Origin of the sequence: Parvularcula sp. IMCC14364, assembly GCF_030758415.1 — a bacterium.
Lineage (GTDB): Bacteria > Pseudomonadota > Alphaproteobacteria > Caulobacterales > Parvularculaceae > Aquisalinus.
This window is the reverse complement of record NZ_CP132334.1, coordinates 1949666-1962368: the sequence shown is the minus strand read 5'-3', so window position 1 is coordinate 1962368 and position 12703 is coordinate 1949666. Positions and strand designations below refer to the sequence as shown.

Sequence of the window (12703 nt, the reverse complement as noted above, 5' to 3'; positions counted from 1 at the left end):
TATCTTTTTACTATCACAGCGCGCCATTACTTAATGCCGGGCCGTGTGCCACATTGTGAGGTGACGACATGCCGTCAGGTCATGTACGAGTGCACATATCAAAATGCTCAATGATGATGAACGATACAGGAAAGGAAACTCCATGCCCGCAACCCACAAGATAATAGCGGCGGCCAGCCTCGCCATCGCCGCCATGCTGGCCCCGGCACATGCTCAGCCGTCCTTCAGCTTCAGTGCCCCCGACAGTGATATTGACGGGGATATTGTCCTGATGGTTGGTGAGGGTCTCGACATGACAGCGACCATGACAGCAGTTGACGCTGCAACAAGTGGCCGCCTGACTGCCGCGCTTGAACAGGCGGACTTTACAGGCAGCTTCGGCGCTTCCCTCAAATTGCACGCCATGAGCCCTTATGAAACCATTGTGGTCATTGGCACAGGCGAGGAAGAACTGACACCGCGCAAGCTGACAGACCTTGGCGGTCACGCGGCAGCCCATTCAGGCGATGACGTGACGGTACTGGCTGATAATCTTGATACAGATGTTGAGGCCGCTGGCGCCTGGCTCGCCAAAGGTTTTGCCCTGCGCAGCTACAGTTTCGATAAATACAAATCAGGTGACGACGCAGATGACACAGAGCAGTTCGTGACAGTCATGTCCGCCGCGCCCGCCGCTGCGACAGAGCTTTACACAGGCGACCTGCAATATGTGGTTGAAGGCGTTACCTTCGCGCGGGATATCGGTACTGAACCCGGTAACAAGGTTTACCCGGAGGTTGTGGCAGACCGCGTACGCACTCTGTTCAGTGGTGTGCGAAATGTCCGGATTGATGTTCTGGATGCGCAGGATATCCGCCGCGAAGGCATGGGCTCGCTGATGGGCGTTGGTATGGGCTCTATCAATGATCCGCGCCTCGTGGTTATCCGCTATAATGGCGCGGGCACGGACGAAGCGCCGATCGCTCTTGTCGGTAAGGGCATTACCTTCGACACCGGCGGCATCAGCATCAAGCCGAATAACGGCATGTGGCTGATGAAGTCAGACCTGTCCGGTGCAGTTGCTGTGGCCGGCTCGGTTTATGCGGCAGCCAAGCGGCAGGCACCAGTCAATATTGTCGGCCTGATGCCGCTGGCAGAAAACATGCCAGGGCGGGATGCGATCCGCCCGGGTGATGTGCTGACCACGATGGGGGGCAAAACCATTGAGATCATTTCAACTGATGCCGAAGGCCGTCTCGTGCTGGCTGATGCTGTTCAGTATGCGCAGGAAGAATTCAACCCGCGCCTCCTGTTGAATATCGCCACCCTGACAGGCTCAGCGGCGCGTGCCGTCGGCGATGATTATGCGGTTGTTATTACACGCGATCTGGAAACCAGCCTGGACATGATGGAGATTGGTGAACGGGCCGGAGAGGACGTATGGCCGCTGCCATTGCATCCGAGCCATTTTGACCAGATCAAGTCAGACATTGCCGACATCAAAAATACAGGCGGCTCCCCCGGCGCGTCAATTGGTGCAGCCGTTGTCGGCACTTTCATTGACGAGGATCAGCCCTGGGTGCATCTGGATATTGCCGGTGTGGACTGGCTGAACTCGGACGTTGCCACAGCCCCGAAAGGCCACGCCGGCTGGGGCGTGCGCTTCATGGACCAGTTGATCCGCGAGGAATCTGAATAAAGAATATTCAGTAAAATGACAAATACTTGCCGCCACATGAAATCTGTGGCGGCTTCCCGTTCCGCTTCACCGGGCAGAAGCTCGACCCTGAAACAGGGCTGATGTATTACAAGGCGCGGTACTATTCGCCAGAGATCGGACGGTTCCTGCAAGTTGACCCGATTGGGTATGCGGATCAGATGAACCTCTATGCGTACTGCGGGAATGTGGCGAATTTTACGGACCCGACAGGTGAATTTGGTCAACTTGCTGGTGCAGCTGCTGGTGGAGCCGCTGCGGGAACAACATTTGCAGCGACAGGTTGCGCAACATGTGCTAGCGCAGTAGCGGGAGCTGTGGATAGTACGGTTCGCCAAGCCGTAGACGGCACTAATAAAATGGAGGCAATATAGCAAAGTGTATTGGTAGTATTAGTGTTACAGAAGTTGCTTCAGAAACAGTTATTAGTGGTGCTGCAGGTGCCGTCGGCGGTAAGTTCATGAAGGGCGCAAAAATTCCCCACTTAAGCGTTAATCCAAAGACCGGCAATCGAAGAGGGAGTTGGCAAAGTGTTGCAAAAACAGAAACGACAAAGGCTGCACCTGGACGGAAAATGTCTCTCGGAGTTTTTGGGAAAATATCTGCCGTTGCAGCAGTTGGTGATGCAACTCCCAACGCGACAGTAGAAAATATTGCCAATTGTACGTTGGCAACAAAAGATTGCCGATAATCGGGTAAATTAATGTGAAGGCTTTTCTATATTATACACGCGACTCATTAAAATTTTTACTTGCGGCGATGCGGTGGATAGGAGGAATTTTTGTGTTTTGTATTGCCACAACTTTAGTCGGTACTAAAGTATTTAATACAGAATGGTTAGGTTTTTCATATATTCAGTATATTTTATTATTTATATTTATAAATTCTTTTGTATTTTTTTTTGTTTATGATTATCAACTTTATTGATAGGCGCTCTTTTGCTAAGGAATATTGCAATAAGCATAAATGTACCATGAGTGAGTTTTATGAAATGATGACAGTTAAAGAGCGGTAATTTCACGATTATTTACAAAATAATAAAAATTGTGAACCTAATCCATATTTGGAGTGACGAAACCCCTATGTCGCAGCCAGCCGCAAGATTGATGAACGGCATGACTGGGTGACGCGGCGCTACTGGTATGACGGCGCATTGCTCCTGCATCTTGCCCCCTGAATTGTGCCCAAAGGAGAGGGTTTGAACTTCAGGGGCAATGGCGATATGCTGATACTACACAGACGGTGGGGGAGATGGTTGTGAAGTTCAGGTTGAAAATTTTGCTGCAGCGGTGGTTATTACTGGTGATCAGTGCACTGCTCATGTCTGGTTGTGTGGCATTCATGCCGGATCGTATCCATCATACATGGGATGCGAATGGGGATGCAAGCTGGGAAGCGACCGGGGAGGCTGCGCTGCCGCAAATGTCGGATAAAGACTTTGTGGGGCTTGCATTTTCCGGTGGCGGCAGTCGCGCCGCTCTTTTCGCGGCGGCGGGTGCTGAAGCGCTGCATGATGAAGGCTTACTGAGTCATGTAACGCATGTATCCAGCGTCTCCGGCGGCAGCATGGCGTCGTCCTATCTGGTGGCATCGCCGCCGGAACAGTGTGGCCAACAGGCCCACAGTGGTGCCCAGAGTGAGACCCAAAGTGATAGGGTGGCCTGTCTGGAGACATATTTTGCGCGCTACAAGGGCGCGATGCGCGAGAACTATTTCCTGCCCATGGAAATGCAGCAGGTGTTGCATCCCAACCGTTTTCTCAGCCCGACCCGACGGGTCACCTCCCTGCAGGAGACCTTTGATAACAAATATCTTGACGGGCGTACTTTTGGTGATTTGGCCGATGGCCGCATCCTGCTCATCAACGCGGCCAGTTATGATGACGGGCGCAGATTTGTTTTCTCGAATATGGCCATCCCCACAGTTGAAAACCCACCCGCCTTTCTTCGGCGCGAAACCCTCACCGCGCGCAGTTTCAGCCTGGGCGGCTGCAATGCGCCGACTCCGGATGATTTTCCTGTGGCGCTAGCTGTTGCGGCCTCTGCTGCTTTTCCCCCAGCGCTGGGGCCGGTGGCGATTGAAGTGCCACCTGCCTGCGACACCACCAGCACACAATACTGGCATCTGGGCGACGGGGGTATTCTGGAAAATACCGGTATTGAAACCCTGCAGGAAGTGCTCGTGCGCAAAAATGCGAGAGGCGAGGGCCTGTCACGGGCGGTGATTTTCTCCTTCGATGCCGGCAAGCGGGAGGCGACGGAAGCGAATCTGGCAAACCGGAATTTGCGCCTGTGGACGAGTGATCCGGGGCGAGTTGTCAGCATCACGAATATGCGCGGCGATGCCTATCAGTCGATCGTCTGGGATGCCATGCAGGCGGAGCTTGATTTTCCCGTCCGTATCCTGAGGGTCAGGTATTCGGATCATGTTCCGGCTGGCTGGCCCGACTCCTGTTCGGCAGGTGTGCAGCGGTCACATACTATTGCCGAGCGTCTGCAGGCTGTGCCGACGCGCTTCAACATTTCTGACTGTGACGCAGATCTGATTGAGGCGTCGGCCCGGCTTGGCGTTTCAAGGATGCTACAGCAGAACCCGGAAATCCGTGACTGGTTAGCCAGGTAGGGTGCAGCGAAACGGGCTGTATGTCAGCCCGCGACCTTTCTGAACGGCGGCAATGGTGCATAAGCGCCCGGCTCGCCGGTCTGTTTGGCTTTCATCGCTTCCATGATTTCTGACTGTTGCAGCATGGTTGCATTCCAGATGCCAATATAGTCGAGTGTATCCTCCGTGGAATGATCTCTGGCATAAGTGATGATGTTCTTGCAGCCATAAATTGCCATGGGTGGTTTCGACGCAATCTCGCGGGCTGTCGCCATGACCCCTTCCAGCATCGCGTCCTGATCGTCATAAACGCTATTTACAAGGCCCAGGGATTGGGCTTCTGCCGCCGACATGCGCCTGCCCGTATAGGCAAGCTCGCGCACAACGCCTTCCGGCAGGTGGTTGAGAATACGCGGGAAGGTGCCGACATCGGCGGTCATGCCAATATTGATTTCATAGATGGTGAAAAAGGCATCTGCTGTGCAATAGCGCATGTCGCAGGCGGTGACCATGTCCACACCGCCTCCAATACAGCCGCCCTGAATGGCCACCAGAACAGGGACGCGGGCTTTCTCAAGTGCGGTGAAGCAGTCCTGCATGCGCAGGACATTCTGGTAAAATCCGAGGCCCGCAGTTGCCTGCTGGTGCACTTCATTCTGCCCCGCGCCCTTGTTGGTCGTGGCCCCGGCAAATGCGCCAAGGTCAAGACCTGAGGTGAAATGCGGGCCGGTGGAGGAAATGACGATGACCCTGGTTGAGCCATCCTTGTCGATTTCTCTAACCAGTTCCGGCAATTCATCCCAGAATTCCAGGATCATGGAATTGCGCTTTTCCGGGCGCGACAGCTGGATATGCGCGATGCCGTTGTCGTGCGAAACATCAAAACAGGTGTAAGCCATTCTCGGGTCTCCCTTGGGGCTGAAACGGGTGCTTTTTCATTTATCAGAGTGCCATGACTGCAGGCCGGGGAACAATGAGCAATCGCAGTATGTGCCGCGCCGGGCTTGCGGATATGTCTGCCGGTTAATCAGTCACGGTCACGGGTCAGTGTCAGGATGCGCGCATCGTGGTCATTTCGCGCATCCCTGGCGATGCGCTGGATTTCTTCTTCAGCCCATTCATCGCGTGCCAGTACTGGGAAGAAGGTATCACCCGCAATATCTGCCTCAATGCGGGTCAGATATATTTTTGCTGCGAGGTGCAGGGTGTCTGCATAGATGGTCCCGCCGCCAATAACGCAAATCTCTTCGACCTCCCGCGCCAGAGCGAAGGCTTCCGCGATGGCGATAGCGTCTTCCAGTGAGGCTGCAACGGTTACATTGTCATGGGCAAAAGCGCTGTTGCGTGTAATGACAATATTATCGCGATTTGGCAGCGGCGCACCGATTGACTCAAAGGTCTTGCGTCCCATGATGACGGGCTTGCCGGTCGTGACTTTCTTGAACCATTTGAGGTCATCTGAGAGGCGCCACGGCATGCCGCCATCCTTGCCGATTGTGTTGTTACGGGCCGCGGCAACCACAAGGGCAATCGGGATATTGGTCTGGCGTTCTATCATACTGCAATCGGGGCCTTGATTGAGGGGTGTGCCTCATATCCCGTGATCCGGATATCTTCAAAACGGAAGGCAAACAGGTCTTTCACATCCGGGTTCAGTTCCAGTTTCGGCAAGGGAAGAGGCGCGCGCGCAAGCTGCGTATTCGCCTGCTCGAAGTGATTGCTGTAGATATGGGCATCCCCCAGAGTGTGCACAAAATCACCGGGCGCCAGATCAGTCACCTGCGCGATCATGTGAGTCAGCAGCGCATAGGATGCGATATTGAACGGTACACCGAGGAAAATATCGGCGGAGCGCTGGTAAAGCTGGCACGACAGTTTGCCATCGACCACAAAGAACTGGAACAGGCAATGGCAGGGGGCGAGAGCCATTTCGTCGAGTTGGGCGGGGTTCCAGGCGCTGACCACAAGTCGCCGGGAATCCGGGTTCGTTTTTATTTCATTCAGAAGCCAGATTATCTGGTCTACCGTGCCGCCTTTGTGGGAGGGCCATGAACGCCACTGCGCGCCATAGACAGGGCCAAGCTCCCCGTTCTCATCTGCCCACTCGTCCCAGATGCTGACGCCATTTTCCTGCAGGTAGCGGACATTGGTGTCGCCGGCGAGAAACCACAGAAGCTCATGGATGATCGATTTCAGATGCAGCTTCTTGGTGGTGACGAGGGGAAAGCCGTCGGACAGGTCAAAACGCATCTGATGGCCGAAAACCGCACGTGTGCCGGTGCCGGTTCGGTCGGATTTGTCAGCGCCGTCATTCAGGGCGCGCGCGAGGAGGTCGTGATATTGTTGCATAGCGTGACATTGTAGGGATTCGGCAGCTGCGAATCAGCAATTTAAGGCAGCTGTTTCTATCAAATGTGGATATGGTGCGGGGCCCTGAGTAATGCTATCCTTTTGAAAAGGAGATTTTCATGCCCCGTTTTGCTGCCGGTGTCGTCAAATTTCAAAATGAAATCTATCCGCAGAAAAAAGACCTGTTCGAGCGATTGAGTCAGGGGCAGGCACCAGAAGCAATGTTCATCGCCTGCTCGGATTCGCGTGTCGAGACGGCCATGATCACACAGACTGATCCGGGGGATTTGTTCATCTGTCGTACTGCCGGCAATATCGTGCCACCTCATTCGCAGCATACTGGCGGTGTGACAGCAACAGTGGAATTTGCGGTTTCCGTTCTCAAGGTGCCGCATATCGTTGTCTGCGGGCATACGGAATGCGGTGCGATGAAAGGGGCCATGCACCCGGAACAGGTTGGAGATTTGCCCCATGTGCGCAGATGGCTGGCCTATACACGCGCGGCGGTGGCCGTTGTGGAAGAACTCGGGGCAGGAAAAAGCGAAGAAGTGCGCATGAAACTTCTGCTGGAGCAAAATGTGATGTTGCAGATGCAGCACCTGAGAACTCATCCCAGCGTTGCGGCGGCGTTGGCCAAAGGCGCCTTACAGCTGCATGGCTGGGTCTATGACATCAAGTCGGGTGCGGTCAGCGCCTATGATGACGCAAGCAACAGTTTCAAGCCGGTCGAAGACCATTATGCAGAGCAGGCGGCAAAATACGCCGGTCACTGAAATTGTGATTGTGAGAGCGACTTGGTGCGTCAGGCGTCTGCCTTCAGCACACCTTTTTCGGCCAGAAAACCGCGCAACTCACCGCTCTCGAACATTTCCCGGATGATATCGCACCCCCCGACAAACTCACCCTTCACATAAAGCTGCGGGATTGTTGGCCAGTCAGAAAAAGATTTGATGCCTTGGCGCAAATCATCGCTCGCGAGCACGTTTTCAGACCCGTACTCGACACCGAGATATTCCAGTATCTGCACAACCGTTGAAGAGAAACCACATTGTGGAAATTGTGGTGTGCCTTTCATGAACAGCATGATGTCGTTGCTGTCGATCTGCTGCTGAATATCGGCGTTGATGTCTGCCATGGGTCTGATCCTGTCATCGTTTCGATATAGCTAGGCACAGTGCGTTGCAAAATCAAGCCGCAGCGCCTCGTTGTTCGGTTATTGGATGTCGTTCAGTCTCTCTGTCAGATGATCTGGCAGGCTGCGACTGGCGGCCCTGATATTGAGGTTGAGATGCGCCAGGCGGGTTGTCGTCATCATTGCGGTATCAATGTGATCCTGTTCCAGGACGAAGCGCAGGGCCAGCTCGCTGGCCTGCCAGCCATCGACATCATGGAGCCATCGCAGGTTACGCGCCCGGCGCAGTTCAGAACGATTTTTGACGGCGGCACGGGCCAGATACCAGAGGTCCGGCAGTGAGCTCGGGGAGAAAAAGCCACGTCTGTAAAGGCCTTGAGCCAGAGGAGCGATAGAGACGACCCGCTTTTCACGTGATCGGGCTTGCCTGAAAATATCAGAATGCTGACGGGTCAGGATATTGAAACTTCCCATGATGACATCGACTTCTGGCGTGTCAGCTGCTGTCTGCAGCCCTCTGCCTTCACCACATATACCGATATTGCCGATCGTCCCGTCTTTTTTCAGGGCTTTCAGGACGGGCAGGGCCTGGTGCAAAGAGGTATCGTCAGGGCCGTGCAGGTATAACGTGTCGAGCCTGGCAATACCGATCTTGCGCAGGCTTGTGCTGACATCATGACGGATATTGGCTTCTGAGAAGTCTTTTTCCAGTCGGCCATCTGTTCCCTTTTTTGTGCCGGTCTTACTGGAAATTTGCAGGGCTGTTTTCTGCTCCGTAGGCAGATGTGACAGGGCAAGGCCCAGGCGACGTTCTGCTTCGCCGTCGCAGTAAAAGCTACCGGTATCAAACTGCGTGATGCCTGCCTCGAGGGCTGAATGCACCAGTGCTATGGCGCGTTGCTCACTGAACCATTTCATGCCCCATGGGCCGGAACAGCCAAAGCCAAGGCGGGAAATATCCGACATCGCGCTTGTCTGGGTTACAGGATCGACTGGCCGGTTTTTTCCCAGTCAGCGACAAATGCAGCGAGACCCTTGTCTGTCAGCGGATGCTTCAGAAGGTCGTTGAAAATCTTTGGCGGTATTGTAGCGACATGTGCCCCGGCAAGTGCTGCCTGCTCGACATGGTCGACCGAGCGGATAGACGCAGCAAGAATCTCTGTTTCGTATCCGTGCACGTCATAAAGTGCGCGAATGTCATGGATCAGGTCCATGCCGTTTTCGCCTGTATCATCAAGTCGCCCAATGAAGGGGGAGATATATGTTGCCCCAGCTTTGGCCGCCATCCACGCCTGGGCGAGGGAAAAGCATAAAGTGACGTTGGTCTGGATTTCTTCAGATGAAAGTGCCTGACATGCTTTCAGGCCATCCATTGTCAGGGGCAGCTTGATGACGACATTGTCAGCGATTTCAGCCAGCACCATTGCCTCGGCCATCATGGTTTCATAGTCCGTTGCCGCGACTTCTGCAGAAACGGGCCCGTCCGTCATATCGCAGATTTCTGCGATGACTTCCTTGAAGTCGCGGCCAGAGGCAGCAATCAGGGACGGGTTAGTTGTGCAACCTTCCACAAGGCCGGTTTCGAAGGCTTTTTCCAGTTCGCTCGTATCTGCCGTGTCGATAAAGATATTCATGTTTTGCCTCGCTGCTGGCCGTAAATCTTGCTTATGTCCTAGGATTTGATGGGGTGTTTCTCAACACCAATCTGGTCTGGTGGCTGCTGAATCACTGCATCAATGCTGCCAGATCAGCCCGCAACTCTGCCAGACCATCGGCGCTGACGCTCGAGGTTGCCCGCTGCAACGGATAGGCCGCCGGGCGTTTGAGCAATTCCTGAGCTGTCTTTTCTGATAATACTTTGAGTGCAGATGGTTTTATCTTGTCTGCTTTCGTGAACACAATCTGATAGGGCACAGCCGCCACATCCAGCATCTGCATGATCTCCCGGTCGCTGTCTTTCAGGCCGTGGCGTGAATCAATAAGGATGCAGGCGCGGCGCAGCACGGACCTGCCACGCAGATAATCCTTTATGAGTCCCGTCCAGGCCGCAACATCGCTGCGGGAGGCGCGGGCATAACCATAGCCCGGCAGATCAACCAGACGCAGCCTGCCGCCGAGATTGAAGAAGTTCAGCTCCCGCGTGCGTCCCGGTGTGTTTGATGTACGGGCCAGTGCGTTCCGGCCTGTCAGCGCATTGATGAGGGAAGACTTGCCGACATTCGACCTGCCAGCAAAAGCGACTTCAGTAATGTCAGGCTCGGGCAGGGTCGTCATGCTCACCACGCCAAGCATGAAGTCACAAGGACCGGCAAAGAGCTTGCGCGCAGCCTCAAGGGCTTGTGGCGTGTGCTCCTGAGACAGGCTGTCCGACATTATTCGGCCGGTTTTTTCTTGGTGTCGCCAGACTTGCCGTGGTCAGACTTGTTGTCATCTGCCTTGGCGGTGCTGTCGCTATCGGACTTCTTGCCTGAAGACGGTTTGCCGAAAAGGTTCGTGCCGCCAGTTTCATTTTCTGTCTTGAATTCCTGCGTCTTGCCCGAAAGCGTGGCCTTGATATTGCCAAGCAGGTCAACGTCAGTGCCATGTTTTTTCATGATGTAGTATTGCTGAAGGACGCCCAGGAATGTGTTCCAGAACCAATACAGCACCAGACCGGCAGCGAACGGGGCCATAATGAACATGAAAATGATCGGCATGAAGGCAAAAACCTGTGCCTGTACCGGATCCGTTGGCGGCGGGTTCAGGCGCATCTGTACCCACATCGTCGCGCCCATTAACAGCGGCAGAAGGCCAATGCCAAGAATGAAGCCAAGCACGGGGATCGCAGAAGGATCATAGGGAAGTAGTCCGAACAGGTTGAAAATCATTGCCGGATCAGAATCTGCTAGGTCCTGGATGTACAGGAATGGCTCGTGGCGGGTTTCAATCGTCACAAAAAGCGTCTTGTAGAGCGCGTAGAAGACCGGCATCTGGATCAACATCGGCCAACAGCCCGCCAGCGGATTGATGTTGTGCTTTTTGTACAGCGCCATCATTTCCTGCTGCTGCTTCATCTTGTCAGTTTCATAGCGCTCGCGGATCTTGGTCAGCTCTGGCGCCACTTTGCGCATATTGGCCATGGAGGCGTAGCTTTTGTTGGCCAGCGGGAAGAGCAGCAGCTTGACGACGATTGTCAGCAGCAGGATGGCAACCCCGTAATTGCCGGTAAGAACCGCAAAGAAGTGCATGACGGTAAAGATCGGCCGGGTCAGGAAAAAGAAATTGCCCCAGTCGACGGCCTTGTCAAAATCACGGATGCCAAGCCCGCCTTCTTCCACAGGTTTTTCATAGGACTTGAGAATGTCGACCCGCTTGGCACCGGCGAAGATGAAGGATGTATTTGTGTAGGTTGTGCCCGGCTCAACCCTGATCTCGTCGCCGCGATAGAGGGAGTTGAAGACGGGGCGATCCTTGGTCGTGTTCGGCTCATGACCAAGCTCGGCCCTGTAGGATAACGACTGGTCGGGGATGACGGCTGAAAGCCAGTTCTTGCTGGTGAGGCCGACCCAACCACCGGTGCCGCTTTCAAGGATCTCCTTGTTGGGCTTGTAGACATTATTGTATTTGCGCTCATGAAGCGTCGTGCCGATGACGCCTACAGGCCCTTCGTGCAGGATCATGAAATTTTTGAGAAACGGTGGCTTGCCGCGTTGTACTGTCAGGCCATAGGGCGCGACAGAAACAGTATCACCTGTTGTATTGGTGACGCCCTGTTCAATCGTGAACATGTAGTTTTCATCGACACTGATCGTCATCGTGTAATCCAGACCATTCTGCGAGCGTGTCAGGGTGACAGGCGTGTCAGTCGTCACGCGTGCGCCCTCTGGCGCCGTCCAGATTTCCTGACGTCCGTCACCGGCGCTCGTGAGCAGCCCCTGCTGGGCATAATGGCCAAACTGGGTTTCGCGCGGAGAGAACAGGGTGATGATGTCGCTGTCGTCGTCGATGGTCTCGCGATATTTTTTCAGGCGAAGATCGTCAAAGCGTGCGCCCTGCAAATTGATAGAGCCGGTCAGGGAAGGGGTTTCGATCTGCAGACGCCCCGGTGCCGCTTCCAGAGCAGCAGTGCGGCTCATCACGTCAGAGGTAACCGCGGCGCTATTCTCAAGCCCGCCAACCACAGAGGCGGTTTCTTCCTGTGTCGCGGCTTGCTGCTCTGCCAGCTCTCTTTGTGCCTGCAATTCAACCTGTTGCGGACGGATGATAAGCACTTCCCAGACAACAAGTGTGCCGACGGTAAGGGCAAGAAAGAGAAGAAGATTTCGGTCCATTGGCCAGGTGTGTCCTGTTGAGTGCGCGTGCGGTTTATTTTTTTTTCGCCAGAGGGCTATCGGGCCATACAAGGGCCTGTTTCAGATCGTCAAGCATTACAGCAAAGGGAAGTTTGAGTGCCGCCTGTCGTGCCACCAGCACATAGTCATATCCGGGCCTGCCATAAAGGGGCAGAAGCGACTTTATGCAGGTGCGCAGCCGTCTTTTTATGCGATTGCGTACCACAGCGTTACCCATTTTTTTTGTGACCACCAGTCCATAGCGCCCGCAGGCAGAATCTGTCCCGGTATTCCGGGGCGAGTCCGTGGCTGCTGGCGCCGCCTGCAGCAAAAAGGCGGGTGTTGAGCGGTAATAACCACCATGGCGTTGCGGCTGTCGCAAACGCAAAAAATCCGCTCTTTTTTTCAGAGAGCGGATTTCAGGTTGTTTTTTTTCTGGTGTCAGGCCGGTCACAGAGATGCCGTCAGCGCGTGACGTTATGCAGAAAGAGACTTGCGGCCTTTAGCGCGGCGCGTAGCCAGTACCTTGCGGCCACCAACGGTCGCCTTGCGAGCGCGGAACCCGTGACGTCTCTTGCGAACAAGCCGGCTTGGCTGGTATGTACGTTTCATCGT

Annotated in this window: 15 protein-coding genes; 5 read left to right on the top strand and 10 right to left on the bottom strand. The window is 54.5% G+C overall.

Annotated elements, in window-relative coordinates; genetic code table 11:
- Positions 1-142: 142 nt before the first annotated feature.
- The 4 genes from RAL90_RS09425 (at position 143) to RAL90_RS09410 (ending at position 4318) form a co-directional block, all read left to right on the top strand.
- Positions 143-1678 carry a M17 family metallopeptidase gene (locus tag RAL90_RS09425; RefSeq protein WP_306249939.1) on the top strand — a complete coding sequence of 512 codons (1536 nt, stop codon included), beginning with the start codon at positions 143-145 and terminating at the stop codon, positions 1676-1678.
- 26 nt (positions 1679-1704) lie between these two features.
- The gene (locus tag RAL90_RS09420; protein WP_306249937.1) at positions 1705-2070 is read left to right on the top strand and encodes an RHS repeat-associated core domain-containing protein; all 366 of its coding nucleotides are present in this window, start codon (positions 1705-1707) and stop codon (positions 2068-2070) included.
- 86 nt (positions 2071-2156) lie between these two features.
- The gene (locus RAL90_RS09415) at positions 2157-2387 is read left to right on the top strand and encodes a hypothetical protein (RefSeq protein WP_306249934.1); all 231 of its coding nucleotides are present in this window, start codon (positions 2157-2159) and stop codon (positions 2385-2387) included.
- Positions 2388-3037: 650 nt separating this feature from the next.
- Entirely contained in the window at positions 3038-4318 is a 1281-nt protein-coding gene (locus tag RAL90_RS09410; protein ID WP_306249932.1) for a patatin-like phospholipase family protein, read from the top strand.
- A 23-nt stretch (positions 4319-4341) separates the two neighbouring features.
- Here the strand turns inward: RAL90_RS09410 and RAL90_RS09405 are convergent, their stop codons facing one another.
- The 3 genes from RAL90_RS09405 to RAL90_RS09395 form a co-directional block, all read right to left on the bottom strand.
- Positions 4342-5196, bottom strand: coding sequence for a crotonase/enoyl-CoA hydratase family protein (locus RAL90_RS09405; RefSeq protein WP_306249930.1), 855 nt, complete (start codon positions 5194-5196; stop codon positions 4342-4344).
- A 128-nt stretch (positions 5197-5324) separates the two neighbouring features.
- Complete coding sequence (locus tag RAL90_RS09400; protein ID WP_306249928.1) at positions 5325-5855, bottom strand: dihydrofolate reductase; 531 nt, start codon at positions 5853-5855, stop codon at positions 5325-5327.
- A complete protein-coding gene (locus RAL90_RS09395) occupies positions 5852-6646 on the bottom strand; it encodes a thymidylate synthase (RefSeq protein ID WP_306249926.1) in 795 nt (264 codons plus the stop codon). The genes RAL90_RS09400 and RAL90_RS09395 overlap by 4 nt, the downstream gene beginning before the upstream one ends.
- Positions 6647-6765: 119 nt before the next feature.
- Here RAL90_RS09395 and RAL90_RS09390 point away from each other — a divergent pair, with 119 nt between their 5' ends.
- Complete coding sequence (locus RAL90_RS09390; RefSeq protein ID WP_306249924.1) at positions 6766-7419, top strand: carbonic anhydrase; 654 nt, start codon at positions 6766-6768, stop codon at positions 7417-7419.
- A 29-nt stretch (positions 7420-7448) separates the two neighbouring features.
- Here the strand turns inward: RAL90_RS09390 and grxD are convergent, their stop codons facing one another.
- From grxD to rpmH, 7 genes are all read right to left on the bottom strand, one after another.
- Positions 7449-7781, bottom strand: a complete 333-nt coding sequence (gene grxD / locus RAL90_RS09385) for a Grx4 family monothiol glutaredoxin (protein ID WP_306249922.1) — start codon at positions 7779-7781, stop codon at positions 7449-7451.
- A 78-nt stretch (positions 7782-7859) separates the two neighbouring features.
- On the bottom strand, positions 7860-8744 hold the full coding sequence (locus RAL90_RS09380; protein ID WP_306249920.1) for an aldo/keto reductase: 885 nt from the start codon (positions 8742-8744) through the stop codon (positions 7860-7862).
- 14 nt (positions 8745-8758) lie between these two features.
- Positions 8759-9412 (bottom strand): fructose-6-phosphate aldolase, encoded by a 654-nt coding sequence (gene fsa, locus RAL90_RS09375; protein WP_306249918.1) that lies wholly within the window; start codon positions 9410-9412, stop codon positions 8759-8761.
- Positions 9413-9503: 91 nt separating this feature from the next.
- Positions 9504-10151 (bottom strand): ribosome biogenesis GTP-binding protein YihA/YsxC, encoded by a 648-nt coding sequence (gene yihA / locus RAL90_RS09370; RefSeq protein WP_306249916.1) that lies wholly within the window; start codon positions 10149-10151, stop codon positions 9504-9506.
- Entirely contained in the window at positions 10151-12088 is a 1938-nt protein-coding gene (gene yidC, locus RAL90_RS09365) for a membrane protein insertase YidC (RefSeq protein WP_306249914.1), read from the bottom strand. The genes yihA and yidC overlap by 1 nt, the downstream gene beginning before the upstream one ends.
- 34 nt (positions 12089-12122) lie before the next feature.
- Positions 12123-12542, bottom strand: a complete 420-nt coding sequence (gene rnpA / locus RAL90_RS09360; protein ID WP_306249912.1) for a ribonuclease P protein component — start codon at positions 12540-12542, stop codon at positions 12123-12125.
- A 23-nt stretch (positions 12543-12565) separates the two neighbouring features.
- Complete coding sequence (gene rpmH, locus RAL90_RS09355) at positions 12566-12700, bottom strand: 50S ribosomal protein L34 (RefSeq protein WP_306249910.1); 135 nt, start codon at positions 12698-12700, stop codon at positions 12566-12568.
- Positions 12701-12703 lie beyond the last annotated feature (3 nt).

Coding starts and splice junctions, on each gene's coding strand:
- RAL90_RS09415 (WP_306249934.1), top strand. CDS start 2,157: ATGAAGGGCGCAAAAATTCCCCACTTAAGCGTTAATCCAAAGACCGGC.
- RAL90_RS09390 (WP_306249924.1), top strand. CDS start 6,766: ATGCCCCGTTTTGCTGCCGGTGTCGTCAAATTTCAAAATGAAATCTAT.
- grxD (WP_306249922.1), bottom strand. CDS start 7,781: ATGGCAGACATCAACGCCGATATTCAGCAGCAGATCGACAGCAACGAC.
- RAL90_RS09400 (WP_306249928.1), bottom strand. CDS start 5,855: ATGATAGAACGCCAGACCAATATCCCGATTGCCCTTGTGGTTGCCGCG.
- RAL90_RS09405 (WP_306249930.1), bottom strand. CDS start 5,196: ATGGCTTACACCTGTTTTGATGTTTCGCACGACAACGGCATCGCGCAT.
- RAL90_RS09380 (WP_306249920.1), bottom strand. CDS start 8,744: ATGTCGGATATTTCCCGCCTTGGCTTTGGCTGTTCCGGCCCATGGGGC.
- rpmH (WP_306249910.1), bottom strand. CDS start 12,700: ATGAAACGTACATACCAGCCAAGCCGGCTTGTTCGCAAGAGACGTCAC.
- fsa (WP_306249918.1), bottom strand. CDS start 9,412: ATGAATATCTTTATCGACACGGCAGATACGAGCGAACTGGAAAAAGCC.
- RAL90_RS09395 (WP_306249926.1), bottom strand. CDS start 6,646: ATGCAACAATATCACGACCTCCTCGCGCGCGCCCTGAATGACGGCGCT.
- yihA (WP_306249916.1), bottom strand. CDS start 10,151: ATGTCGGACAGCCTGTCTCAGGAGCACACGCCACAAGCCCTTGAGGCT.
- yidC (WP_306249914.1), bottom strand. CDS start 12,088: ATGGACCGAAATCTTCTTCTCTTTCTTGCCCTTACCGTCGGCACACTT.
- RAL90_RS09410 (WP_306249932.1), top strand. CDS start 3,038: ATGCCGGATCGTATCCATCATACATGGGATGCGAATGGGGATGCAAGC.
- RAL90_RS09425 (WP_306249939.1), top strand. CDS start 143: ATGCCCGCAACCCACAAGATAATAGCGGCGGCCAGCCTCGCCATCGCC.